The sequence below is a fragment of the Pseudomonas sp. RSB 5.4 genome (assembly GCF_037126175.1).
Classification (GTDB): domain Bacteria; phylum Pseudomonadota; class Gammaproteobacteria; order Pseudomonadales; family Pseudomonadaceae; genus Aquipseudomonas; species Aquipseudomonas fluorescens_H.
In genome coordinates, this window is the sequence record NZ_CP146986.1 from 5274746 (window position 1) to 5301270 (window position 26525).

At 60.2% G+C, this 26525-nt stretch carries 12 protein-coding genes; 9 read left to right on the forward strand and 3 right to left on the reverse strand.

What is annotated here, in order from left to right; translation table 11 throughout:
- Positions 1-165: 165 nt before the first annotated feature.
- The 7 genes from V9L13_RS23815 to V9L13_RS23845 all read left to right on the forward strand — a co-directional run bounded on the left by V9L13_RS23815 (position 166) and on the right by V9L13_RS23845 (position 19841).
- Entirely contained in the window at positions 166-822 is a 657-nt protein-coding gene (locus V9L13_RS23815; RefSeq protein WP_338800687.1) for a hypothetical protein, read from the forward strand.
- A 119-nt stretch (positions 823-941) separates the two neighbouring features.
- On the forward strand, positions 942-2240 hold the full coding sequence (cobG, locus tag V9L13_RS23820) for a precorrin-3B synthase (RefSeq protein ID WP_338800688.1): 1299 nt from the start codon (positions 942-944) through the stop codon (positions 2238-2240).
- Positions 2233-2859 (forward strand): precorrin-8X methylmutase, encoded by a 627-nt coding sequence (locus V9L13_RS23825; RefSeq protein ID WP_103520958.1) that lies wholly within the window; start codon positions 2233-2235, stop codon positions 2857-2859. The genes cobG and V9L13_RS23825 overlap by 8 nt, the downstream gene beginning before the upstream one ends.
- Positions 2859-3590 (forward strand): precorrin-2 C(20)-methyltransferase, encoded by a 732-nt coding sequence (locus V9L13_RS23830; RefSeq protein WP_247841333.1) that lies wholly within the window; start codon positions 2859-2861, stop codon positions 3588-3590. Before V9L13_RS23825 ends, V9L13_RS23830 begins: the two co-directional genes overlap by 1 nt.
- A complete protein-coding gene (gene cobJ, locus V9L13_RS23835; protein ID WP_338800689.1) occupies positions 3590-5290 on the forward strand; it encodes a precorrin-3B C(17)-methyltransferase in 1701 nt (566 codons plus the stop codon). Before V9L13_RS23830 ends, cobJ begins: the two co-directional genes overlap by 1 nt.
- A 407-nt stretch (positions 5291-5697) precedes the next feature.
- Positions 5698-12765 carry a TcdA/TcdB pore-forming domain-containing protein gene (locus V9L13_RS23840; protein WP_338800690.1) on the forward strand — a complete coding sequence of 2356 codons (7068 nt, stop codon included), beginning with the start codon at positions 5698-5700 and terminating at the stop codon, positions 12763-12765.
- Between the two features lie 110 nt (positions 12766-12875).
- A complete protein-coding gene (locus tag V9L13_RS23845; RefSeq protein WP_338802899.1) occupies positions 12876-19841 on the forward strand; it encodes a TcdA/TcdB pore-forming domain-containing protein in 6966 nt (2321 codons plus the stop codon).
- 62 nt (positions 19842-19903) lie between these two features.
- Here the strand turns inward: V9L13_RS23845 and V9L13_RS23850 are convergent, their stop codons facing one another.
- Positions 19904-20500, reverse strand: coding sequence for a MarC family protein (locus V9L13_RS23850; RefSeq protein WP_007961956.1), 597 nt, complete (start codon positions 20498-20500; stop codon positions 19904-19906).
- Positions 20501-20753: 253 nt separating this feature from the next.
- Between V9L13_RS23850 and V9L13_RS23855 the strand changes: the two genes are divergently transcribed.
- Both V9L13_RS23855 and V9L13_RS23860 read left to right on the forward strand, forming a co-directional pair.
- On the forward strand, positions 20754-21542 hold the full coding sequence (locus tag V9L13_RS23855) for a hypothetical protein (protein ID WP_338800691.1): 789 nt from the start codon (positions 20754-20756) through the stop codon (positions 21540-21542).
- A 265-nt stretch (positions 21543-21807) separates the two neighbouring features.
- Positions 21808-22317 carry a hypothetical protein gene (locus V9L13_RS23860; protein WP_338800692.1) on the forward strand — a complete coding sequence of 170 codons (510 nt, stop codon included), beginning with the start codon at positions 21808-21810 and terminating at the stop codon, positions 22315-22317.
- Positions 22318-22347: 30 nt separating this feature from the next.
- On the opposite strand, the gene V9L13_RS23865 is transcribed toward V9L13_RS23860, so the two are convergent.
- Together V9L13_RS23865 and purD are read right to left on the reverse strand one after the other, a co-directional pair.
- Complete coding sequence (locus V9L13_RS23865; RefSeq protein WP_045122274.1) at positions 22348-25122, reverse strand: hybrid sensor histidine kinase/response regulator; 2775 nt, start codon at positions 25120-25122, stop codon at positions 22348-22350.
- Between the two features lie 99 nt (positions 25123-25221).
- Positions 25222-26517: a phosphoribosylamine--glycine ligase gene (gene purD / locus V9L13_RS23870; RefSeq protein WP_338800693.1), complete on the reverse strand. Its 1296-nt coding sequence runs from the start codon at positions 26515-26517 to the stop codon at positions 25222-25224.
- Positions 26518-26525 lie beyond the last annotated feature (8 nt).

Here is a 26525-nt window from a genome sequence, read left to right on the forward strand (position 1 = left end):
GGTCTGTCGTCACGGTGTGTCGAGAGCAATGCGGAAACTTAATGTTGAGCAATAGTGATTTTTTCAACTTTCGTTTTTGTTAGTTTGATTGAAGTCAGTTATTTTTCATAAGTCTGGCGCAATGAAGCTATAAATTTAATAGGTGCCAAGTTGGCAGGGAGCGATATGGATATCAATTCAGCTACACGTTTAAGTCAGAATAATGCAGTTGCCGTTAACAATATGTTGTTCACCGGGCTCGAGGGGCGGGCAGAGGCCGATAACAGATTTGTGAGGAACTGCATTTATCTCGCGCAGGTGAAGGCAGACAGCCTTTATAACAGCAGCACTCAGCCTGCGCAGTGGTTCGATCATTTTGCCGGTATTTTTTGGTCGACCGGTTGGAGCGTCGAAGAAAAACCGGTGGTGCTGGAGCAGAAGGAGTTTTCCGGAAGTGTACAGGAGGCTTGGCGGCGGTTGACAACTCCCTTGCTCGGGCGCGTTCAATTAGCGCAGGTTGAAGCAGGGCTGGCAGCGCTGGAAAAAGATGTAGCGCTGCTGCGAAGGTTTACCGCCCTGAGTGGCAAAACCTTCACCTCGCACATTGTTCCGGTCAGTCAGAACGCCAGTGGCGAGTTGGTCGTGGTGCTCAGCCATATCCGCTTTCTCAAGTCGGTGTTGAGTACCAACTACCTGTTCTGGCAGATCCATCAACCGATGTCGCAACTGGACATTCGCGCCAGAAGACTGGTGATCAAGCGCAGGGCTATCGACGAAAACCGGGAGGTCGTAGATCAGGCCATTCGCGAGAGCGTGGCCGACCTTGAAGAGGCCGAACTCTGAAAAGCCGCAGTTTCCGACCGGCAGGCATTTTCATGCGCTCGGGCAAAGCAGGCATAATGGCGACCTTTCGCCCACCACAGCGCTGCCAGCCAGCCGGTCATCCCTTGAACGAACGCCCTATGTCCACCGCTTTACGCCCCTCGGCTTGCCCGGGGTTGCTGCGTATTGTCCAGGCGCTGGACGGCGGTATCTGCCGGATCAAGCTCAATGGCGGCTCGATCAGCGCCGATCAGGCTGACGCGGTGGCCGATGCCGCCGAGCGTTTCGCCAGTGGCGCGATCGAAGCGACCAACCGCGCCAATCTGCAGATTCGCGGCATTGGCGAGCAGTCCGCAGCGTTGATCGACAGCTTGCTGACCGCCGGCCTGGGGCCGCAAACCGCCGCGGGCGACGATGTGCGCAACCTGATGCTCAGCCCGAGTGCCGGCATCGATCGGCAACTGCAATTCAACACTCGGCCACTGGCGGAGCAGATTCTGGCGACCCTGCAAACGCACCCACGTTTTCACGAGTTGAGCGCCAAGTTTGCCGTGCAACTGGACGGCGGAGAGGCATTGGCGATGCTCGAACATCCGCATGATCTGTGGCTGTCGGCGTTCGAACGTGACGGTGAAATGCTCCTGGCGTTCGGTCTGGCTGGCTGCCCGACAGATCGTGCGGTCGGCGCCGTGACCGTGGAAAACGGCCATGCGCTGGTGGTCGCGGTGCTGGAATTGTTCCTTGAACTGGCTCGGCCGGAGCAGACGCGCATGCGCCACTTGCTCGATGAATGGCCGATGCTGGCCTTTCTCGAACAGTTGCGCGAACGCGTGGCGATCAGAGCCGCCATTGCCCGACAGCGCACGCCGCTGGCGGATGCGCTGCACATCGGTGTGCACGCGCAAAACGCTGACGACCGGGTGTATGTCGGTGCGGTGCCGGCGCTCGGTCGTCTCGATCCGGCCATGCTGCGTGGTGCGGCCCGACTGGCCCGTGAGTTCGGCGATGGCAGCCTGCGTTTCACCCCCTGGCAAAGTCTGCTGTTGCCGAACGTGAAGTCCACCGACGCTGCGCAAGTCCTGCAACACCTGGCGCAGTTGCACTGGCTGACGGATGCCGGCGAGCCGTTGTCCCGGCTGATCGCCTGCACCGGCTCCAGCGGCTGCGGCAAAGGCCTGGCCGATACCAAACACGACGCCCGGCGGCTGGCGACGCTATTGCCACAGGCGCAGAGCGTGCACCTGTCCGGTTGCCCGCGCTCTTGCGCCGCGGCCCATCGCACACCGGCGACTTTGCTGGCGGTCAGCCCCGGTCACTATGACCTCTATTTTCGCGATGCAACGCTGCCGGGTTTCGGCACGCTGCACGCACGCAACCTTACTATTGAAGCGGCCGCGATCCTGCTCGACGCCCGCTCACGGAGCCCCCTTGATGCTTGATTACATCCGCGACGGTCAGGAGATCTATCGCAACTCCTTCGCGATCATTCGCAGCGAGGCCAATCTGGCGCGCATCCCGGCCGATCTGGAAAAACTCGCGGTGCGGGTGATCCACGCCTGCGGCATGGTCGAGGCGGTCGATGGTCTGCAGTTCTCCGAGGGCGCCGGCAAGGCCGGGCGCGATGCGCTGGCGGCCGGTGCGCCGATCCTGTGTGATGCGCGGATGGTGTCCGAAGGCGTGACCCGTGCGCGTTTGCCGGCGAACAACCAAGTGATCTGCACCCTGCGCGACGACAGCGTGCCGGAGCTGGCGCGCGAGTTGGGCAACACCCGTTCGGCGGCGGCGCTGGAGTTGTGGCGCCCGCACCTGGAAGGCAGCGTGGTGGTGATCGGCAACGCGCCGACCGCACTGTTTTATCTTCTGGAAATGCTCGACGCCGGCGCACCGAAACCGGCACTGATCCTTGGCTTCCCGGTGGGCTTCGTCGGCGCCGCCGAATCGAAAGCGGCGCTGGCAGCGGACAGTCGCGGCGTACCGTTCGTGATCATGCAAGGCCGGCTCGGCGGCAGCGCCATGGCCGCCGCCGCAGTCAATGCCCTCGCCACGGAGATCGAATGATGCAGGCAAAAGGACGTCTGATCGGCCTCGGCGTGGGCCCCGGTGATCCGGAACTGATTACCGTCAAAGCCCTGCGCCTGCTGCGCGAATCGCCGGTGGTGGCGTACTTCGTTGCCAAGGGCAAGAAAGGCAATGCCTTCGGCATTATCGAGGCGCATCTGCAGGATGCGCAGAATCTGCTACCGCTGGTGTACCCGGTGACCACCGAAGTATTGCCGGCACCGCTGTCCTACGAGCAAGTGATCAGCGATTTCTACGATGAAGCCGCCGAGACTGTGGCCGCACATCTGGACGCCGGCCGCGATGTAGCGGTGATCTGTGAAGGCGACCCGTTCTTCTACGGTTCCTACATGTATCTGCATGATCGGTTGTCCACGCGCTACGACGCCGAAGTGGTGCCGGGCGTATGCTCGATGCTCGGCGGCGCCTCGGTGCTCGGCGCGCCGCTGGTGTATCGCAACCAGAGCTTGTCGGTGCTCTCCGGCGTATTGCCGCATGAGGATCTGAAGCGACGTCTGGCCGACGCCGATGCGGCGGTGATCATGAAGCTGGGGCGCAATTTTCCCAAAGTTCGTGCGGTACTCGAAGAACTCGGTCTGGCCGAGCGGGCGCTGTACGTCGAACGCGCGACCATGGCCAATCAGAAGATCGTGCCGCTGGATCAAGTCGAGCCGATGTCCTCGCCGTACTTCTCGCTGATCATCGTCCCGGGCGAACGGTGGCAAGGTTGATGACGCCATCCACACCGGCCATTGTCATCCTTGGACAGGGCGCACTCGCCACCGCGCGGCGTATTCAGCAGCTGTATCCGACGGCGCAGATCCACGGCCTCGCCGGACGCGTCGAAGGTGCCGACTGCAGCTATCAGGAATTCGGTGCGACCCTGCGTGAGCTGTACCAGCAGGACACGCCGATCATTGCCTTGTGCGCTGCCGGCATTGTCATTCGCACCCTGGCGCCGTTGCTGCTGGAGAAGGGCGCTGAACCGGCAGTACTCGCCGTTGCCGAAGATGGCAGCGCCGTGGTGCCGCTGCTCGGCGGCCTCGGCGGGGTGAATGTCATGGCCCGTGAAATCGGCGCCGCATTGCAGGTCGCCGCGGCGATCACCACCAGTGGCGAATTGCGTTTTGGCACTTGCCTGCTCAATCCACCCAGCGGTTATGCGCTGGCGGATCTGGAACTGGGCAAGCGTTTCGTTTCCGATCTGCTGGCCGGGCACAGCGTGCGCATCGAGGGGGCGGCGCCGTGGCTGGATCAGGCGCAGTTGCCGCAAGACCCGCAGGCGCAGCGCTCGATTCATGTTGGCAGTGCCGAGCGTGTCGCGAGCGCCAACGAGTTGCTGATCTATCCGCGCAGCATGGCGGTGGCCGTGAGCGCGCAGCTAGACGATCTGCCGAGCGCCGTGCGCGCAGCGTTGCAGCAGGCCAGGGTTGCGCAGCAGTCGCTGGCCTGTCTGCTGGCGGCTGACACTGAAATGGCCTCGGCCAGACTGCGTGAAGCGGCCCTCGAACTGGGTGTGCCGTTGCGCTTTGTCGCCGCGCAAAAAGACCTCGGCGAGCTCGCCCGTCAGGCACTGCCACAGGCCACGATCAGCAGTGCCAACGGCCTGGCGATTGCCCTCGCCGAACAGCCGCTGGACGTCGCGCAGATCGGTCGTCAACGTGGGCGCCTGGCGGTGATCGGCCTCGGCCCTGGCGCTGCCGAATTGATGGTGCCTGCGGTCAAGGCGGAACTGGCGCGGGCCACCGATGTGCTCGGTTATGAAACCTATGTGCGCATGGCCGGCCCGTTTCGCGATGATCAGGTGCAGCACTGCACCGACAATCGCGAAGAAATGCAGCGTGCCCGTCACGCATTCCGCCTTGCGGCCGAGGGGCGTTCGGTGATTGTGGTCTCGTCCGGCGACCCCGGCGTGTTCGCCATGGCCGCGGCGGTGCTCGAAGCGTTGCACGAGTCGAGCGATCCGGCCTGGCACAGCGTCGAATTGGAAATCCTGCCGGGGGTGTCCGCCTCGCTCGCCACGGCTGCGCAAGCGGGCGCGCCGCTGGGGCATGACTTCTGCGTGATGTCGCTGTCGGACAACCTCAAGCCGTGGTCGATCATCGAGAAGCGTCTGGATCTGGCAGCCGAGGCCGATCTGGCCCTGGCCTTCTACAACCCGATCTCCCGGGCGCGTCCGTGGCAACTGGGCCGGGCCCTGGAAATCGTCGCGCAGCATCGCAGCGCGGCGACGCCAGTGGTGTTGGGGCGCGACATTGGCCGGCCGGGGCAAACCCTGCGCGTGACCACGCTGGGGCAACTGACCCCCGATCAGGTGGACATGCGCACCATGGTGCTGATCGGTTCCTCGACCACTTGCACCTTTGCCAAAGCGGACGGTGGCGAGTGGGTCTACACGCCGCGCTGGTACGGCGAAAAGCCGCAGTCGTGAATGCTGGCGAGGGGGCTTGCCCCCTCGCCATACCGGGATGGCGGGTAGAGTGTTTCCGGATTTGCCGGTGTCGTATCTTTCAGCGGGACGTGTGGGATCTGCTCCAGCGCCGTGTGGGATCTTTCTTGTTACTTATATTTTGTCGGACTTATCCTGAATCTTGACAGGCAGTCATAAAAGTTCAGGCGCAGTCGCGCCGCGTATTCTTAAGTTGTGTCGATTTTTATATCAGGCTGGCAGCAATAACTGGTTGCTGTTACATGCTTTATCAGTTGTTTTCAAGATGGCTGTTTTGACATGTATTGAAAGTTCTGAAGTTTGAGCACTGGTTCGCCAGTCGTTAGCTTGTTCGTCATCCAGGTGCCCATCTGCGCACATGATGTTGGACAAGTAACGGAGAAGCTTTCATGCACGATCAAAGACTTCAAGACGTCAGTGGTTATGTTGGATTTATCAGCCTGTTCAAACAGGCTGATCTTGAGCAGGCCCTGTTGGTACATCGGGAAAATGACGTTTATCAGTCCGTCTGGCGCTATTACTTTGCATGTATCGGATTGCTCGACTCCCCGCGATTGATTGAACCGCTGACACTGCTCAAACATTCGTTGGAACAGTTGATGGGTGTATCGCGTGTGCGTCGTGACACCCATAGCCAACCTGAACCGCCAAAGGACGCTTTATCGAGAATCTACAGCAGTATTCAGGCATTCGAGACCCGTCTGCGAAATAGCGAGACTTACGCCAAGACTGCCGCAACACCGGTTGTGAAGAACCTGCACTTTGTCTGGCTGGGCGGTGGTCTGGGCGCGATCCAGCATGATTACCTCAATCTCTGGAAGCAAGTACTGAGCGGGCAGGGTTACAGCCTCCATCTCTGGTATGACAGTGACGCGTTACTGGCCTGGCAAACCAACAAGTTGATCGTCGAGGCCGCCAAGGCAGACGCCATGCAGCACGGCGGCAGCGAAAATATGACCGAGGCCAGACTGGGTACGCTGTACGAAGAGCGGGTCATCGTGCTCAAGCAGCAGATGTTCCAGCACATCAATGCGGCGCTTGAGCGGGGATTATCGGCAGATGAAGCGCGGGTCGACCTGTTGTCCCGCGCCTATGGTCAGGACGCGGCACAACTGGAAACCCTGATCGAGCAAAACCGGCACAGTCTGCTGGCTCTGGCAGACGGGGATCTGCAGTTGCGCGACTTGCATGACCTCGACGCGCCGCTGCGACTGCAGGACATTTATGATCGCGAGACCCGGTTGCGCGGCAATCTGGCCGCCGCCTCCGATGTGGTGCGGGTCGAGGCGGTGTACGACGAGGGGGGCCGCTACGTCGATGTCGATAATCTGCCGCCACTGGTCAAAACCATGGCCGGGATCGACATCAGTACGTTCGGCGGCGATGCGCGCCTTGGCGTTCTGCAATTGCTGCTCGATCACAACCCGCACTGGATGCCGGGACGCCAGGCATTGCGTGACCGATACACCGATTATCTGGCGCGGATTCCCGAAGAACACCGCGCCGCGCTAGAGGCTTTTGCCCGGCAGCAGCCGGCGCTGAACGAGGTGTTCCAGGCGCCGGCAGAGCTGCTTGTGCGTCCGCAGGACCTGCGTGCCGTTGCCGTGCAGAACACGTTGAGCAACTCGTTCCTGATGGCTCACGCGCAATCGCCGATGCTCAAAAGCGTGATCGAGCGGTTTCGGTTCAACTATGAGGCCATTGATCAAACGAATCGCCTCGCTGCCGAGCGTGGCGTCGCACTGAGCGACTTTGACGGCATGACAGGGCTGGCGCGCGAAGTGCTCGAGCAGACATTTGGCCCGCTGGCCGAACTGTCGATGACCGAGGACGTGGCGGCCAACTTTCTGATGCTGGCCATCGCGGGCTATTTCAGTGACGGCATTCGCCCGCAGAGCGAAGGGACGATTTATCTGACCGGTCCAGCCGCGATGCGCGATGGCATGGCCGATTACGAACGGCACAACTTCGTCCCGCGCGAAGCGGAAGCATTACGGGTGGAGGCGGCTATCGAACCGCTGTGGATGGTCAACGACAAGACTGAGGAAGAGCTGGATCACTCCTGGAAAGACAACGCCAGTGATGCCGAGCAGTGGGTGCTCGACGAGCAGCGACGCTGGCGTGAAGGGCGGTACAGTGCGCGCTACAGCGGCGATGTAACGGCATTGTTGACCCAGCAAAGCATCGTGTTCGAGGAGGGCTGGCCGGTTATCGAGGGCCGGCCGGTGCTGTTGACGGATGTACTGCAGCGGATGATCGACAGGCTAGGTGAACCGTTCGTGGCCGCGATGCGCGAAGGGCATAACGGCCCGCTGCAGTTCCCCGGCGGGCCGGGGCTCGACTTCGATGATCGTCAGGCCATCAAGACTCAGCCTGCCAGCCTCAAGGCTCCGGCGTCGCTCAACGATGCAAGCGTTCACGGACTGACGCTGGATGAGCTACTCAGTGGTATTGCACAGGAGCCGCTGCGCCTGTTCCAGGCCAGCGCCTTGCAAAGGGTATTGCTGGGCCAGCTACTGGGCGTACGCTCACTGGATAACCAAAGCTTCAAGCAGGTCGCTGCCGAACTCGACAACCTCGCCAACAGCGTTGCCGAGGTGGGGGCGTCGGTACGTTATGCGGCGATTGAACGCCACCTGTATCAGCATCGGGCAGCGCAATTCATGGCCGGTCTCGCCAGTCATGTCGACCAGCCGATGGTCTCGTCGGACAACGCGTTGACGTTGAAGCGAGCCGCGCTGTCGCAGGCGCACACGCTATTTCAATGGGGGCGTCATGTTGCCCTTATCCAGACCATCGCCACCCGCGAGCATCGTGAACAGGTGATCCTGCGGCTGGGTCAGGTGTTGGGGCAGATCGAGGCCAATGACGTCAAGCTGGTACCGCAGGATCTGTTGCTCCAGGGGCCGGGTGATCCCGGTGGCCGCTGTTACCCGCTGGCGCTGATCATGAGCGCTGCTCTGGAGCACGGCGTGGCGGCGTCGCGACGCTTGCGCGAGCGATTCTACCTGGCCACTGCCGAGCCGCAACAGCGCGATTCAATGGTATTTCTGCAGGCGCTTGAGCAGTTGCGTGGCGTGCAATTGCACGACATCGGCAGGCCGCTGGGGCGGGTCGATCTGCAGCAGCTCGGCACCACGCTGGAAGCGTTCGCCAGCTCGCGCACGCTGATGCTCAACTCGGACAACCACGCCATGCTGGTGGCGAAAATCTTCAAGGATGGACACGCCACCTATCACTTTTATGATCCCAATTTCGGCGTGTTCGAATTCAGCCAGCCTGACCAGTTTCAGCTGGCACTGACCGATCTTTTCCAGAAACAGGGCATGGCGAAATACTATGCGGCCTATGGCGAAGACGCGCGCCCGACGTTCGATCTGATTGAGCTGCAAGGTCAAAAGATATCGGCGCTGGATCTGTCCGGCGGTTTGCGCGTCGGGCAATTGCTGGAATCCGACAATGTGCTGCCGGAGCATACACAGCGACCGATCCGTCGGCGCCTGAACAGTGCCCGCGGCCATTCACTGGTCAGCAATCCGCACCTGGGGCGCAGCCTGCGCGAGCTGGACAGTCACTGGTGGGGACAGCAGATTGCCCAGGCGACTGACGCTTTACAGGATTTGCATGCTTCAGTAAAACCGCTGGTGCCGTTGTTCGAAACCCTGGAGATAACACCCGCCGGCGAGTACCGCATCAACCTGATCGATCCTTCGCAGGCCGAGCATGTGGCGCAGGTGGTGAGCACCGATCATCGTCTGCTGCGCATCAAAAAATATCTGTCGGAGCAGTTTTCGGCACTGGGCACCCGAGCCTCGCCAGAGCTGATTGAGGCCGGGGTCGTTCACACCCTCAACACCGGCTTCACCATCCAGGCACTGATGAACGTCCTGCGTGGTCGAGAAGGTAATGACCGCACCTTGACCACCGCCGTGCGCTTGCACGCTTACGTCAATTACGCGCAGCTGGTGCATGGCAATGTCACGGATGTCGCCGGCCTGATCAGTCTGATCAAAACCGCGCTCAATGAAGAAAAGATCATCGCCCGTACCTGTGCGCCAGTGGTGGGCGAGGCGCTGGGACATGTCGCCAACGAAGGTGTGGGCGCGGTGCTGGGGCTGGCCAATGTCGGCTTCGACATCTATCAGTTGGCGACCGCGGACAACGAGATCGAGCGCGCGCAGTTCGGCACCCAATTGGCCTTCGACTCCGCCAGTCTGGCGTTGACCGCCGGTGGTCTGGGGGCCGCCACGGCTGGCGCGGCAACAGCGGCCGCAGTGCTCGGTGGAGCCGGGGTGATCCTGGGCGGACTGGCCGTGGGTGTGGCGGCCCTGGCCCAGGGGTTTGCCAGGATCGCTGAGCAGGCGCAGGAGGTCGGGCTGTTCTTCGATGAGCTGGAGCGGGCCTGTCGGGGTGTCGGTTATCGGTATGACGACAGACTCGGGGCGTGGGTCGCTCACCCTTCGCTGGTCGTCCAGAGCCTGGACTTCAATCGCACGATGCTGGTGCTCGACAGTCCGAAGGTGTATCGGCTGCGCGACCATTTCGGGGTGCCGGATTTCAATCCGGATGATCAACAAGCGCTCGATCTGCGCCGTGAACTGCGACTTCCCGGCTACATCCATTTCGATCCGCCGAGCACGCAACTGGTCGTCCTGCCGTGTACGCCGACCACGTACTACGGTTACGAATACAAGGCGCTGCCTTTCTCGACGCTGCGTCACGACACCGGCTTCGATACCGCCCGCAAGCTGGAGAAGAAGGATGCGGATGGCCGATTGCGCTTTCTGTTTTCTTTCTATTCCTTTCCCGTGCACTACATCATCAACCGTCTCGCCCCGTCCTATCGGCCAACCGTGATCGAGGTGCGCCTGGATGCCCATGAACGTGCGCTGGCGGTGCCCATGACGCCGGCGGTCTGGCACGACAAGTTGTCGTACCGCATCGAAGGTGCGGGCGGTGCCTGTTCACTGATCCTCAATCGCGGGGTCAATGTCCAGTTGCAGTCTCCCAGCCTGCTTCTGTGCCGTTGGAGTCTGGTAGCGACCTGGGCCACCGAAAGTGATGTGCGGATTGAGGTCGGCGGGGTGCTTGCTGTGGGCGGTGTAAAGGTGACGTTCGGTGGTAGAGGTCGACATGAGGTCATGCTCCAGCTGACCGGGCGGCAATCGTTCAAGGTCAACCGCCATGACGGACGACTGGACATTGTCGAGCAGAACGCGCCAGCCGGGGACAATGAGCAGTCGCTGCTCACGCATTACCAGACACTGGCCCGGGAGCATCGGCTGGTGCTGCCTTACACGCCGGTTCATCACTTTCCGATTCCTTTCGAGCCCGAGGGTCAGCCGCGTCACACCACGGCCTGGTACGACGCTGCCGAGGATCGTTTTCTGTACATCCGCAGTGAAGAGGTACTGGCGGCCGATGAAATGCTGCTGGCGGCGGTGGTCGACGATTCTGCGTTTTTCTATGAAGTGCGCAACTACGACATCTGGCAGGTCGACGCCGTCAGCGGTTTGCTCAAATGCCGCTACCGTCTGCTGGTGATGGAGGGGCAGTGCAGCATTCGGCGTATTGAAGTCGATGCGCAGGGCGTGATTCATATCGAACAGCAATGGCTGGGTACCGATCGGCAAGTCACGCAAATCAACTACCTGATCCATGAGGGCCAATTGCAACTGGTGGCAGTTACCCGAGAGATTGACCGTGAGCTGGGCCAGCGAGTGTTCGCCAACCCGACCTTGACGGATTGGACGGCGGTGCTTGGTCACTATTTCACGTTATCGCCGGTGCCCGAACGCGCAGGCGTCAGCACCGTCGACTGGCAACCGGCCGCCTACGTGTCGGTCTGCTGGGCGTTCGATCCGGGCAAGCGCGACCTGGTCTGGATTCGCAGCCGTGACCTGTTGTGCATTCATCCGTTTGCTTTCGGGCATACCCGTGGCTGGGCCGATTCGATCAAACATCTGGGTGATCTGCTGCTTCTGCCGGTCAACGATGAACACGAGCTGTTTTTCATCTACGACCGGCTGGCGCAAAAGCTGTGCAAGGTGCAACGCAGCGCGTCCGCTGGCAGCGGGCGCTGGCCGGCGCACTGGACGCATCGATGGCTTCAGCCTGATGGGCTCAACGACGTGGTGCCGGTACAGGACGGGTATCTGGCCCTGACCGACGACGGTCTGTTTTTCAACCTGACCGTAAAGGGTGAAGTGCAACTGGGTGGCTTGAATGAGCGCTGGCTCAAGGGACGCGCACAATGGTGGCAAGCACTCGAAGCGCTGGCGGCGAAGTACCCGGTCAACAGTTTCGCCATTCTGGGTCTGCGCAACGCCGCCGGTGATCGCAGCCTGTGTGCCTGGTATGTGGATAACCGCCTGTTGGTGTGCGATCCGGGGCACGAACGGCAAATGCGCCTGCTTGGGGTCACACCGGACAACCAGGCGGTCTGGCTGTTCGATGTCGCCAGCGGAGAGATCTGCAGTCAGCGGTTCTTCGACAGCCGGCAACTGGAGCCAGCGTTCGGCAGCGGCGCCCAGTTACTCGCAAGCGACTTGCTGCCGGCACCGCAGGCCGAGTGGGACGACTGGCGGTTCAGCGCCGTGCGCAATGACGGCTCCGGTCTGTGCGGGACATCGTTGGACGGCGTGTCACTCAAGCTGCGCTATCAGGAAGCTGAACGAATCATTGGCGTCGATCATCACTGGGCCAGCGAGCACGCGGAACATTTGCCGGAGTCTCTACAGGCATTGCTGGAGACCGCTGAGCATGAGCCCTACATCGCCGTGGAGTCTGGCGCGGGCAACCTGCAATGGTTCGACGTGGCGAATGTACAACTGATCCGGGTAGCGGGCCAGGACCTGCCGCACGATTGCGAATTGCTCGGCACCCGCCATCGGCATGTGCTGTTGCACGAACCTCAGGCACACCGCGTGCACATCTACCCCGGTCAGCAGAGTATCGGCCCGTTCGAATACATGCAGCGCGACGCCGAGGTGCTGGTGGTCGAGGGCCAGAACAAGGTCGAAGACCTGTTGCCACTGATCGCTGATGACGTGAGTTGTCTAGTGTTGCGCCTGGGGCAGGGCGGCGTGACGTATCACTTGTCGAGGGCCTGCTGGTTGCGGCTGGACTCGGTGATTGTCGATTGCCGCCACTCACTGGGCGAGGCCCCGGCGATTCCCGGCAAGCTGATCTGGGCGCTGGACGCACCGCAAACACTGCAACTGTCGTTTGTCGACGAGCACTTGCTGATCGTCGATCCGGATCGCCAGCACAGCCTGATCCTGCGAGATGTGTGCTCGGCGGATCCGGCAATGCGCGGCGACGTCTTCCTCGGGTTCGAGGGCGGACGTTCCTATGCGGTATCGAGTCTGGTGCAGAAACTGCGGGAAATCGTCGAAGCCGAGGACGCCGACGGCAGTGCAACGCTTGCGCAGTTGTCGGGAGCGGTGCCGGCCTGACGAAAGTCTTCGTTGGTTTTTTTTGAAGTTTGTTTTCTCTCTGTGTCGCGACGGCTCGTGTCGTCGTGATGCATTCGCTTGGCTAAAAAAAGGAAATTGCATTGAGCATTATGGATGAAGTCACGATGGGCAGCGTGTTCGCCGATCTTGTTGCGCGCACTGAACTTGAGTCTGTCAGCGGTAGCCTGGGGGAGGCTGCTTTGCGCTATTACGACGGGGCCGCTGCGGCGAGCAGTCTTTCGGAACAACTGATAGCGATCAGATTGCTCAAAGACGCGATTGAATCAACACAGCTGGACGCCGCGGATGCTCAGGTCAAGACGCTACGGCTGAAATTGGGCGACTACGACCGCCGCCTGAGTGCCACTGTGGAGATGCTGTCCGCTGGTAAACCGATACCGCGCATCATGCATTTTGTCTGGGTGGGTGGCAGTGAGGTCGGGCCGAATCAGCGCGATTACATGAACATCTGGCGCAAGGTACTGGCGTCGCAGGGATATGCATTCAACCTCTGGTATGACGGTGACGCGCTGCTGGCCTTTGAAATGAACCGAGTGATTCTCGACAGTGCCCGTGCGCACACGATGGAGTCACCAGACGCCAGTTCGGCGAACGCGACGGCGCTGTCACGCATGATCGAAGACCGCGCGCGCGTATTAAAACAGCAGATGTTCGATTACTTGAATCAGCCACGCTGGGCCGGGCGTGCGGACGAGGCGCGGATCGATCTGATGGTGCGTGGTTATGGCAAGGACCGTGCGACGCTCGAAGCCTTCCGCCAGAAATGTCTGGATTCGCATCAGGCCATGGTGGGTGAGGACTTGCGCCTGCGCGATGTTCGCCAGGAGTTTGCCAGTCACTTTCTGGCGGACGTCTACCAGCGCGAAGTCGCCATGCGCGGCAACTTTGCAGCAGCCAGTGATGTGGTGCGGTTGCAGGCCGAATTTCTCGAGGGCGGACGTTACAGCGACATGGATTATTTGCCACCGCTGATCGAGAGGCCGGGCGGCGTAGATATCAGTGGTTTCAGTGAGGACGCGAAGATCGGTGTTCTGCAGTTACTGCTCAACCATGACGATGCCTTGATGCCGGGGCGCGATCGGCAACGTTATGTCGACAGAGTCGGAAAGATCCCCGCCGAACATCTTGAAGCACTGAGTGCATTCGCCCGGAGCAAACCGGGTGTGGAGAAGATTTTTTCTGCACCTTTGCCGACTTCTTTGCCCCAGGATGCCATCGGGCGCGGCGCGGCCAGGGGCAATCCGTCGGCGAGTGAAATGAATGCCTATGTTCTGGCTCACCCTGGCAGCGGCATGGTCAATGCGAGCATGAACTTGATCCGGGTGAACTATGACTGCCTGTATGAGGTTGAGCGCCGCTTGAGTCTCGCAGGCGTGACGCCATCAGATGCGTCGGCAGTCGAGGATATTGTATTCAAGGTCATACTTGAGGCTCAGGCTGACGGGCGCTTGCCAAATTCGTCTGACTATTCATCCCTCGGACTCGCAAAGGCCATCGCCGGTTATTACCAGGACGGCATTCGTTTCAACGCCCTGGGTACCATCGACATGACCGGCCCCGGCGCAGTTCAGGATGGTTTAGTTGGTTATGTCGAAAAAGAACTGCAGCGTGAACATCTGACGACCATTCGCAAACACCTGAAGCAGGTCGAGGGCTTCAACGTCTTTACCGAAGAGGAAATGATCTCCGGTTGGGCAGTAAAAGGCACCCCCGAAGACTGGTTGGCAAAAGAACATGAGAAGTGGAACTCGGGCAAGCTCAAGTCGCGATACGCCGGCAATCTGGCCGAGTTACTGAAAGAGCGGACTCTCACGTTCAAACTGGGCTGGCCGGTCATCGAAGGCAAACCGGTGTTGCTGACCTCGGTTCTGCAGCAGCTGCTGGATGATCTGGGTGAGCCGTTTGTACGGGCCATGAATGACCGCTTGACCGGTGATGTGACGTTCAACGTCCCCATCCGTCTCGATTTTGATGCTCGACAGCAGGTGCTGAAACAGACAGTCGACAAAATTCCAGCGTCCACGGGTGCCGAGTCACTGGGCAACCTCAACGAGGCCCTGGCGCGCATCGCCGCAGGCAAGTTGCCACTGGATCAGTTAAGCCCGTTGCACCGGGTGATGTTTGGTGGCCTGTTTGGTGCCGCAACACTGGATCAGACCGGGTTCGCAGACGCATGGGCAACCACGGTCGCCTTTGCCGAAGATACGCGCGACCGTGGCCTGGTCGCGCGCTACGAAGTGATCGAACAGACACTGCTCAGTCGCGATCCTGCACCGGTCGAGGCACGAGTCACTGCGGTGGATCGCGAATCGTTCGGGCAGAACTCCAGGCTGCTGAAGGCGCAGGCGTTTGCCGAGCCGATTAGCGTACGGCAATGGCGTGAGTACGTGAATCGGGTCGAAATCGCCGCCGTGAATGAGCGCCGGGCGTCGATCCTTGCGCGGGGTGCGGCAGTGCGCGAGGCATTCTTCGAAGCGGGCGCGCATACCGCCAGACAACTGCCACAGGATTTGTTGTTGCGCGGTGCGGGGGATCCGGGCCGACGCTGCTATCCACTGGCGCTGGTGATGGCCGCCGCGCTGGAAAAAGGCGCTTCGGCCGAGCGTGCGCTGATTGGCAAACTGGCGATTGCCAATCTCACTCCCGACGTACCGCAAGCCCATGCCCTGCTCAAGGTGCTGGACGAGTTGCGTGGCGTACCCATGGCGCGGTTCGGCGAAAAGATACCGGCGGCCAACTTGGCCACCGTGATGCAGACGCTGGCAGCGAAGACCACTCCTGGCAGCCTGTTGCTCAACACAGACAATCACTCGATGCTGGTGAGCAAGGCTGTGGCGCAAGGCGAGACATCCTATCGCTTCTACGATCCCAACTTCGGGCTGTATGCGTTCGCCCGGATCGAGGATCTGCAACAAGGCGTCCAGCGTTTCATGCAGGAGCAGGTGATTGCCAGGCTATATGGTCTGGAGCAGGGGGCTGCCAGTGTTTTCGAGGTCATCGAACTCGACGGCGCAAGCATTGCCGGTAAATCCTTGCCCTCGGATATCCGCGTTGAGCATTTGCTCAGCAGTGACCCGCTGGGCGGCGGGCATGCCGTCGAACCCTGGAGTCAGCATGCCGCCTTGCGCGCGCGTTCCCTGTCAGAGAACGCGCGTCTGGGGCAGGCGCTGAGCAGTGTGGACAGCCACAAGTGGGCGCGGACGATCGAAAGTGCGACCCTGCGTTTGCAGGACCAGCATCAACTGTCTCGTGATTTCGTTCCGGTGTTCGACTCCCTGAAGAGCACTGCGCAAGGGCGCAGCGAAATCACCATGGTCAGTGCCAGTGATCCGCAGCGCACACGCACAGTGTCCACTGATGACACGCGCCTGCCAGGAATCAAGTCTTATCTGAGCGATACCTTTGAAGCGTTGTCCGGCAGAAGCGCGGGAGCACCTGTGATCGATCCGACGGATGTCGGTGCGGTGCACACGCTCAATGCCGGATTTGCCATTCAAGCCCTGCTGCTCGGCTTGCAGAGCGCGGAGTCCGGGATGGGGACGACCGCGCTGACGTCGGCCGTGCGCATCCACGGTTACCTGGCCTATGCGCAGATGGCTCACGGGCTGGTGGTCGACGCAGTACAGTTACTGAATCTGGTGCGTCATGCCTTTACCGACGGTCTGCGGGTGGCCAAAACCACCTCATCGATCGTCAGTAATGCATTGGGCAGCGTCTTGAACGAAGGTGTCGGAACCGTTCTGCAACTGGCCAGCATCGGCTTCGACATTTATCTGTTGGTCAATGCACAAAACGATATCCAGCGAGCGGTCTATGCCACGCAGCTGGCCTTCGATTCAGCTGGGCTGGCGCTGGGTGTTGGCGCTTTGGGCGCCGGTCTTGCCGGTGCGGGCACGGCGGCGGCCTTTCTCGGCGGCGCGGGGGTGATTCTGGGCGGGCTGGCGGTGGGCATCGGCGCTTTGGTCGAGGGCTTCAGCGCCAGGGCAGATCGTGGAAGACGGATCGGCCAGTATCTGAATGATGTGCATGCGGCCTATCGACCTGAAAATCACTCGGTACAAGGCGATACCTATATCGCCAATCCTTGTGCGGTCTATACCGGGCTTGATTTGCGCAAAGGGCTCATTACCTTCGGCGGCCACAAAATTTTCGCCGCGGAAGATTACTCCTTTCTGCATAAGCCGAGGATCGTCGGGGATCGCAGCATGGCATTCAGCATTCGAGAGGCCCTCGACCTTCGCGACTCGATTTCCTTCGATACAGCGCCGGGTATTGAAAGCGTCGTGCTGCCGAGTGTGCCGGAGTGCTTCCTGGGCTTCGTCCATGAAGGTCTGCCTTTTGCGACAACGCTCACAGAAAACATGGAAACGGCTTTGGCACTGGAAAAATACAAGCGGGGAGGCGAGCAGCAATTCTGGTTCAGCTTTTACCAGGCACCGACCGAATACATCATGGAAAAAATGGTGCCCAACTACGTGGAAACCCGCGTCAGTGTGGTGATTGGCCCTGACCAGCGTTTTCTGCATGTCCCCCCGTTGCCGCAAGAGGTGCACGGTTACCTTTGCTATGACATCGATGCCGTTGGTGGGCACTGTTCGATCACCCTGGCCGAGGGCGTCAAGTCGTTGCGGCTGCAGGTTTCCTCCGATGATCCAATGACGTGGTCATTGCGTGCCCCATGGGCGAGTGCGGCGGCGGTGAAGCTGGAACAGGACACTTTTCAGTTGGGCTCGATGCGCGTGGAGGTGCCCGCCAGGAGTGTCGTGTATCTGCAACTCGAGGAGGGCTTCTATCAGGTGGGCTGGGCAACGGGAGCGCTGCTCTTTGCAGAACTCGACGCGCTCAACGATGCCGACGGCCCGGCGACACGCCAGCATCTGCGCGAGCTCGCCCGCAGCCATCGTCTGGCCGATGGCCCGACGGTCATTCGCAATTACCACGATGCCCTGACGGGCGTTCGTACCACGGCCTGGTACGACCACACCGAAGATGCCCTGCACCTGGTGCGCGGACTGGACCCACAGTATGCGGCGGAGATCTGCATGGGACCGACGATCGGCGAGGAGCTGTTTTACTACTGCCCGGTGCAGGGAATTATCTGGCGTACGGATCTGCTCACCGGACAGATCAAGCGCGCTTATCGGGTGATGAGAATACATTCGTGGGGCAACGCCTGCATTGTTGCGATTCAGGAGACGCCAGAGGGTTTGCTGCAGGTGGTTCAGCGCTTTGAAGACCAGTGGAAAAGGTTCTACAAAATCACTTACCTGCTCGGGGAAGACTCCCTTGCCATAACCGCGATTTCCGATACGAATACTGACCAGCCAAACCCCGTACGCGAAGGTCGCGACAATGTTCGGGAGTTCCTCGAACAGCACATGAATCGGCACCATGAGCCGTTTGATGAAAAGAGGGTGGAATTCACCCTGGGCGCAATGATTACGCTCGATTCCTTCGACGAGGATTTGCGCAAAGTCACCCGAGCCTGGGTGCGCAGCGAAGATGGGCGCTTCGTTCGACCTGTGCTGCGTGATGTGAAAGGCACACCGGACTTTCTCGATTGCGTGCTGCTCAATCCGCTTCAATCGACCGGGGATACGGTGTTGTTTCATTATCAGGGTCATTGCCAGGTTTATCGACAACACATCGGCGCAGCGGATCAGGCGCCCGCGACGTTTGCGCAAAGTGTCTTGCCGCTTGAGGTGCAGCATGTTCACCGCCAGGGCGAGCAATACGTCATCCTCACTGATGACGGCATGCTGTTCCAGATGAGTGCTGATGGTCAGACGCGTCTGGTGGCGTTCAATCACGCCTGGCTGTCGGCCCGGCAGCAGCGCAGTGTCCAGGGATTCGAATGGTGGGATACGGTCGCGACCAACATTCAGAACTGGTCCGCCGAAAGGGTGGAGGTCGGGGGTATCAGCGATGTAACGGGCAGGGCATCACTGTATGTGGTCTATCTGGATCAGCAATTCCTGATCGCCGACACGGCGGGCAAAGTAATGCGCGTGTTGAGGCTGACGCCAGATAAAAAAGCGGCGTGGATGATGGACCGGGCAACCGGTCGAATCTATCGTCAGCCCTTCATGGCAGCTGAAAGCCTGGCGGCGGCATTCGGTTCGGGAACGCGCCTGCTACAGGCGCACTTGCTGGCCCCGATGCAGCGAGTCATGCCGCGGCACACTTTTGCCTGGGCCGTGCCCCATGCATCAGGTCTGCGCGCCCGCCGGCATGACCATGTGCTGTTCGACCTGTTCGAAGGCGAATCGCCGCGTATCGTCGGCGTGGAAGTCGAGTTTTTTAACGGTGTGGACTCCCTTCAGGCGCGGGAGGAACAGCTGGCACGATTGCTTGCAGGTCAGCACAGCGCTCCTTACCTGACGGCGGGCCGAAGTGATGGTCTTTGCTGCTGGTATGACGTCGCTGCCGGTCGTCTGCTCAGCGTCACGGTGTCAGGCCGTGAATGGCCAGAATATCTGGGCGTGGCGAACGGTCAGACCCTGGTGCTGCATGATCCTGTAACGGGCCAATTGTTCAGCAACGCCAGTGAAGACGCTACGCGCATTGATACATGGATGACTGTAGAAGGGGTCAGCCGGGTTGCAGATACGCTGGTTATCGATGGCATCAAGTCAACGGGCAAGGTTGCGCCGATTCCGGATGGAATCGATACATTGGTCCTGCGTTTTGCGCAATCCGCCTCTTACCTTTCGCTCGACCGCCAGACCTGGGACAGCCTTGACTGCCTGATTGTCGACCTCGACTTTCCCGAGGCGGCAAAAATCTATCTGGCGTTGACACTGGAGCCGATGCAGCAGTGGCTGGTCTCGATGTCCGACGGTCACTTGCTGCTGACGGATCCCGATTCGGGAAGCAGCATCATCTTGCGCAATGCCACGAGCCTTGATGCGGCACGGCAGCAGCAGGTGACATTCGGAATTCCGTTACCTGACGAAATCTCGGTGACCGTTAGCCTGGAGGAGCTGATGAGTGCGATGGCCACGGAAACCCTGCTGGAACTCGGCGCGCTGATCGGGCTGTCCATCGACCAGTAAGCCATTGCGAGTTGGCAGATCAGACCGGGCTGTGGAGGTATTCCTTCGCAGCCCTTTTTCGTTCAGGACACCAGGTAGCCCTTGATCCCGGTAAAGATGATCTGCGCCGCCAGTGCGCAGACGAAAAGGCCCATCAGACGGCTGACGATCTGCAGGCCCTGATCGCCGAGCACCCGTTCGATGTGATTGGACAGATACAGCACCACGCCGACGGTGAAACTGGCCAGGGTGATGCTCATGATCGCGGTCAGTTTGTCGTCCCAGTGCGGCTGACTGACGCCCATCACCAGCAGCGCACCGATGGTGCCCGGGCCGACGGTCAGCGGGATGGTCAGCGGGACGATCGTCACGTCCTGTTGCACGTTGTCACTCTGCACCACAGGCTTGCCTTGGGCCATGCCCAACGCCGAGATGAACAACACGCTGCCGGCACCGATGCGGAATGCGTCTGCAGTGATCCCGAAGACATCGAAAATCACCCTCCCGAACAGGTACAGCAAGACGCTGGAGACCAGGGTGGCGATTGCCACTTTCCAGGCCAGGCGCCGCTGTTCCTTGCGCGAGTAGCCACGGGTCAGGCTGATGAAGCAGGACAACACGAAGAACGGGCTGTAGAGCACCAGCATCTTCAGGTAAACGCTGAATAACACGTGGAGCATGAGGGCGACTCGCATCCGGAGAGTGATGACGGCGAGTCTATCAGTCGGTTAGTTGCTTGTGTGTGCAGAAGATGCTGCGCATGGCAGTTGGGTTTTCGGTTTTTGTTTTGATAGTTGTTTTGTGTGATGTTGTTGGTGTTTTATAGGCGGGATAATAAGTTACAGATCTGAGTTTGTGATTGCGGGCTTGATTGTTTATTGTTCCCCTGCAAGTTCAAGAGGAGCTTGCTTATTTAATAATAAGGATTTTATTGTGCATAATCAGATCATTAGTGAGTCTTATATTTCTTCCTGTATTAATTCGATTGAGGCGTGTGATGTTGGTGATGCGCCTGTTATTCGCCCGCGTGGCCTGTTGGCTATAGGGGAAGAAATTGAGGCGCCGTCGAAAGGCTCTATTGTCGGCGAAGCCACAATGGGTTTTTCTGGCAAACTTTCCGACCAGAACAAGTCGGATGCCCAAAACGCTCTTCTGTTTGCAACGCGTGCAGCGAACAAACAATACCCGGAAGAGCATCAGGGCCGAGAGTGGTACCTGCGGTTCCGTGAGGTGATGACCCTCGCGGGCTGGACGCCGATCCATAATTTCTACAGTAACCTCGGTGTCGAAGGCACGAGTGTGCGTATGGACAAACTGGTGCTGGAAATTCTCGGTTCGGTGCTTGCCAACGTGGCACTGCCAGGGCCAACCAGTGTTCTGATGCTGAAGGTTGCGGGTGATGCAATTTCGGCCCTGCAAAAGCGCGACACTGCTGCGTTGACAGCTTATGAGCGCAATTTGCTGAACCACGGCGTGGGTGGAGTCTCGACCGGTGCGTGTGTCGAACTCGACGGTGAGGCAATCATGGCGTTGGGAACGGTGCGTTTTCTACGCAAGAATACCTCTACCAAAGTGATGTTCGTGGATGTCGATGTTCGTAATGTAAGTTTGTATCGAGCTGAAACTTTCTTTGCCAAAAATACTGACGTCGCCAACGCAGTACGTGAGACGATCAAGAAAAAGCTGTTTGGTCTCGAGCAGATTGAAGATATCGATATCTGATAAATCGAAAAAAGCAGTCGAAGGTCGACTGCTTTTTTTTGGGGGGCGATTATATGAGTTGCGAATACACCATTTTTATCGTTGCGGGTGCCGTTGTACTGATTCCGCCGGCAGACAAAACAGAGCGCTATCAGGATCTAATAAACTCTCTGTTGTTGGCGCAACTGGCGGCCAACAAGAAACTTGAGAAAAATCCGGGCATTGGCTGGTATGACGTCTACATGGAATTTCTGGACAATATTGGCTGCGACATTTCAGAGCACGGTTGGATCTGTCCGTCAAACAGGGTAACAGCGTGTCTGTCGTTGACTGGGTGGTCGCTCCTGAGTTCGGGGATGCTGTGGAGCAATGTGTCGTTGCGAACGCAGTCATGCGTCGACTGGCAGCACTTTCCGCAAGCGAGCCGGCAATAGCGCTGCTGCGGGGTTATATGCAGAAAAGCGCCAGCGATGTATCGACGGATCAGTCAGATGTCTCGATGACGGTGCGGCTGTTGGCGGTCGAGGCGCACTCGCCGATGTCGATGAGCAGCGTCTACATCGAGTTTGAGACAGAACGGATTCTCGCTGACAACCCTTTGGCCGAGCTATTCCAGGCTGACGATATTCGCGGCAGTGTTTGCAGGCGCTCTGCCAGCGCCCATTTGTCCGAAACGCTTTATGGGCCGGTTCGCGCAGCCATCGCCCTGAAAGTCCAGGACAGGCTTGAAGCTGACGTGGCGTTGTTGAGGCTGACTGAAGACGTTTCAGCCGAAGAGAGCGGCGCAGCCGATTGAGTCACGCTCGAACTGGCGTGGTACACCTGCTTAAAAGGTCGACGCCGTACGGTTCTGCTGATCGCGCTGGGCGACCCAATGTTCGATCAGCTCGCGCAGTTGCGACAACTCCACCGGTTTGGCCATGTGCCCGTCCATCCCGGCCTGACGCGCGCGTTCCTTGTGTTCGGCGAGGATGTGCGCGGTCAGCGCGACGATCGGCGTGCGGATGCGCTGATTGCTGACTTCCCACGCACGCAGTTGCTGGGTCGCGGAGAAGCCATCGAGGATCGGCATTTCGCAGTCCATCAACACCAGGTCGTAACGCTGGGCCTTCATCGCTTGCAGGGCTTCTTCGCCGTTGCTGGCAGTGTCCGGTTGCAGGTTGAGCTTGCCGAGCATGCCGCGAATCACTTTGGTCGAAATGGTGTTGTCTTCGGCGACCAGAATGCGGAAATCGCTCGGCACCTTGGCTGCTGTGGCGGGGGTGACCACTTGCGGCTGGAACACCACCTGACCCTTGTTGCGCTGATTCAATTCGTCGGCCAGCGTGGTCTTGAGCGTGTAGCCGGCCACCGGTTTGGCGAGGATGCGCTTGATCCCCGAGTTGCGCGCGATGATCTTGCTCGGCGCGTTGCTGATGCCGGTGAGCATGATCAACAGAATGTCGTGGTTGAGGCTCGGGTCTTCCTTGATCTTGGCCGCCAGTTGCATGCCGGTCATGCCGGGCATGTTCTGGTCCAGCAGCACCACATCGAAGTAGTCGCGCAGGTGCGCCTTGGTGCGCAGCAGCGCCAGCGCTTCCTTGCCCGACGGCACGGCGCTGACGTTCAGGCCCCAGGCACTGCATTGCTGCACCAGCACCTTGCGGCAGGTGTCGTTGTCGTCCACCACCAGTACCCGCGCACCTTGCAGGGGGCCGTCGAGGTCGGAGGTCGGGTGTTCGAGGCGATCCGGGTCCAGCGGCAGAGTCAGCCACAGCGTGCTGCCCTGATTGGCGCCGCTCTTGATCCCGAACTCGCCGTGCATCAGGCGAATCAGCTGTCGCGCGATCACCAGCCCGAGGTTGCCACCCAGACGGTTGGCCGAGAGGAAATGCTTGCTGTGCAGTTCGGCGTGCAGCAGCGCCTCGCGCTCTTCCGGCTCCATCGGCTGGCCGCTGTCCTGCACGGCGATGCGCAGGCGCGGTTTGACACTGCGCTCGTCGAGGGCAACGACGATCAGCACTTCGCCTTCGTCGGTTTTCTTCAGGGCGTTTTCCAGCAGGCTCAGCAGGGTCTGGCGCAAGCGGGTCGGATCGCCGCTGATCACCCGCGGCACCTGCGGCTGGATGAAACTGATCAGCTCGACGTTCTGCTGTTCGGCCTTGGCCCGGTAGATGCTCAGGCAATCGTCGATCAGCGCGTTGAGGTCGAACTGCACATCGTCCAGCTCGATCTGCCCGGACTCGAGTTTGGAGATGTCGAGAATCTCGTTGATCAACGTCAGCAGTTCGTTGCCGGCGCTGTGGATGGTTTGCACGTAGTCGCGTTGCTTGACCGACAGCGGCGTGCCCAGCAACAGCTCGGTCATGCCCAGCACGCCGTTCATCGGGGTGCGGATTTCGTGGCTGATCTTGGCGAGGAATTCGGCCTTGGCGTTGATCTCGGCGTTGCTGGCGGCGAGGTCGCGGCTGATGCTGAAACGGCTTTCGGTGATGCTGCGCTGACGTTCACCCAAGGCGATGCTCATCAGCAGGCCACTGATGCAGATAAACGCCATCAGGGTCATGATCAGGCCTTGCGGCGACACCAGGGTCAGCCCCAGCAACGCCGGCAGAATGATCAGCGTGCCGATGTTGAACACCACCATCCCGGCAACGAACAGCCGCGCCGGACGGTAGCCCTTCTGCCAGTGGTAGAAGCCGACCAGCAACATGCTCAGACCGGCCAGGGCCACCAGTGCGTAAGTGATGATGTTCAGCGGCAGGGTGTTGACGAACAACAGCAGCAGGCTGCAGATCACGATGAACAGAATGTCGCCCAGCAACAGTTTGTTCAGCGGGTGCGGGCCGAGCGGGGCGAAGAAACGCAGGGCGAACATCAGCCCGGCCGGGGCGGTCAGCAGCAGGGCCAGATACGCGCCCGGGGTCTGGATCGCGTGCCAGTTCGGCAGCCACGGGCCGGCAAGGTTGAGCAGCAGCAACAGGCTCAGGCCCAGCAGGCCTTCGCAGACCGCCAGCCACAGGCTGCTGCGCGAACGGGAGTAGGCGTAGCGCACGAGGTTGTGCAGCAGCAACATGCCGAGGCAGCCGAACAGCAGACCGAAGATCAGCGTCTGGTTCTGGTTGGCGGCGCTCAGCACCGCCGATTGCAGGGCAATGTGCGGGCGTAGCTGATGGTCGGAAACCATCCGCAGATAGACGTCGAGGGACTTGTCGCTTTGCGGCAGCGGCAGCAGGAAATCGCTGCTCGGCAGTGGCCGTTCGACCTGTGGCTGATGGGTGCCGGAGGTGCGTTGCTCGATCAGCTTGTCGCCGTCCAGCACGTAAAGGCTGAGGTTGGACAGGTCGGGGGCGAAGATTCGCAGCACTTGCTCGTGCTTGCCCGGCGCCAGTTTGAAGCGCAGCCAGAGTGCGCCATCGGGCTCGGCCGCCGTGAGGCGATCAAGTTCGATAGGGCTGAATTGATTGGTGTAGCGAGCCGAGCGGATGTCGCTCAGTTGCAGATTGCCCTGATCGTCAAGCAATACCGACCAGCCACTGCCTTGCGCGGCCTGGGCCGGAAGCATGCAGAGCAAGGTCAGCAGCGTGACGGTGAAGCTTATGGCAATCCTGAGCCAGCGCACGGCGAAATCCCTTCGTAGGTTGATGCCAGAATATAACGATGCGCGGCGGCGGAACAGCCCGGCGAGGGACTGCATCCCGCGCCGGACTTGAAGGACAGCTTATTCCTGGGTTTCGCCACGTTCACGGGCAATGGCGCGGTAGCCAATGTCCTTGCGGTAGAAGCAGCCTGCCCAGTCGATGGCGGCGGCCAGCTTGTAGGCTTGCTGCTGCGCTTCGCTGACGCTGGCGCCCATGGCGGTGGCGCAGAGTACGCGACCACCGGCCGTCACCACGTTGCCATCTTTGAGCGCAGTCCCGGCGTGGAAGACTTTGCCATCCAGACCTGCGGCTGCGTCCAGACCGTTGATCGCTGCACCCTTGGCGTAGTCGCCCGGGTAGCCGCCGGCGGCCAGCACGATGCCGACGCTCGGGCGTGGATCCCACTGTGCTTCAACCTTGTCCAGCGCTTGCGCCAGAGCGGCTTCGACCAGCAGCACCAGGCTCGACTGCAGACGCAGCATCACCGGTTGGGTCTCCGGGTCACCGAAGCGGCAGTTGAATTCGATGACTTTCGGGTTACCGGCCTTGTCGATCATCAGACCGGCGTACAGGAAACCGGTGTAGACGTTGCCTTCTTCGGCCATGCCACGCACGGTCGGCCAGATCACCTGGTCCATCACGCGCTGGTGCACGTCGGCGGTGACCACCGGGGCAGGGGAGTAGGCACCCATGCCGCCGGTGTTCGGGCCGCTGTCGCCGTCGCCAACACGTTTGTGGTCCTGGCTGGTGGCCATCGGCAGTACGTTCTTGCCGTCGACCATGACAATGAACGAGGCTTCTTCGCCGTCGAGGAATTCTTCGATCACCACGCGCGAACCGGCATCACCGAACGCGTTGCCGGCGAGCATGTCACGCACGGCGTCTTCGGCTTCGGCCAGGGTCATGGCAACGATCACGCCTTTACCGGCGGCCAGGCCATCGGCCTTGATCACGATCGGTGCGCCTTTTTCACGCAGATAAGCCAGGGCCGGCTCGATCTCGGTGAAGTTCTGGTAGTCGGCGGTCGGGATCTTGTGGCGCGCGAGGAAGTCCTTGGTGAAGGCTTTCGAGCCTTCCAGTTGCGCAGCACCGGCGGTCGGACCGAAGCAGTCCAGGCCACGGGAGCGGAACAGATCGACCACGCCAGCCACCAGCGGCACTTCCGGGCCGACGATGGTCAGGGAAACGTTTTTCTCGGCAAAGTCGGCCAGTTGCTCAAGGGCCAGCACGTCGATGGCGACGTTCTCGCACTTGGCTTCAATCGCGGTCCCGGCGTTGCCCGGCGCGACGAAAACCTTCTGCACGCGCGGATCCTGAGCCACTTTCCAGGCCAGGGCGTGTTCACGGCCACCGCTGCCAATGATCAAAACATTCATTTCAAAAA

Coding starts and splice junctions, on each gene's coding strand:
- cobJ (WP_338800689.1), top strand. CDS start 3,590: ATGACGCCATCCACACCGGCCATTGTCATCCTTGGACAGGGCGCACTC.
- V9L13_RS23845 (WP_338802899.1), top strand. CDS start 12,876: ATGGATGAAGTCACGATGGGCAGCGTGTTCGCCGATCTTGTTGCGCGC.
- V9L13_RS23830 (WP_247841333.1), top strand. CDS start 2,859: ATGCAGGCAAAAGGACGTCTGATCGGCCTCGGCGTGGGCCCCGGTGAT.
- V9L13_RS23825 (WP_103520958.1), top strand. CDS start 2,233: ATGCTTGATTACATCCGCGACGGTCAGGAGATCTATCGCAACTCCTTC.
- V9L13_RS23840 (WP_338800690.1), top strand. CDS start 5,698: ATGCACGATCAAAGACTTCAAGACGTCAGTGGTTATGTTGGATTTATC.
- V9L13_RS23850 (WP_007961956.1), bottom strand. CDS start 20,500: ATGCTCCACGTGTTATTCAGCGTTTACCTGAAGATGCTGGTGCTCTAC.
- cobG (WP_338800688.1), top strand. CDS start 942: ATGTCCACCGCTTTACGCCCCTCGGCTTGCCCGGGGTTGCTGCGTATT.
- V9L13_RS23815 (WP_338800687.1), top strand. CDS start 166: ATGGATATCAATTCAGCTACACGTTTAAGTCAGAATAATGCAGTTGCC.
- purD (WP_338800693.1), bottom strand. CDS start 26,517: ATGAATGTTTTGATCATTGGCAGCGGTGGCCGTGAACACGCCCTGGCC.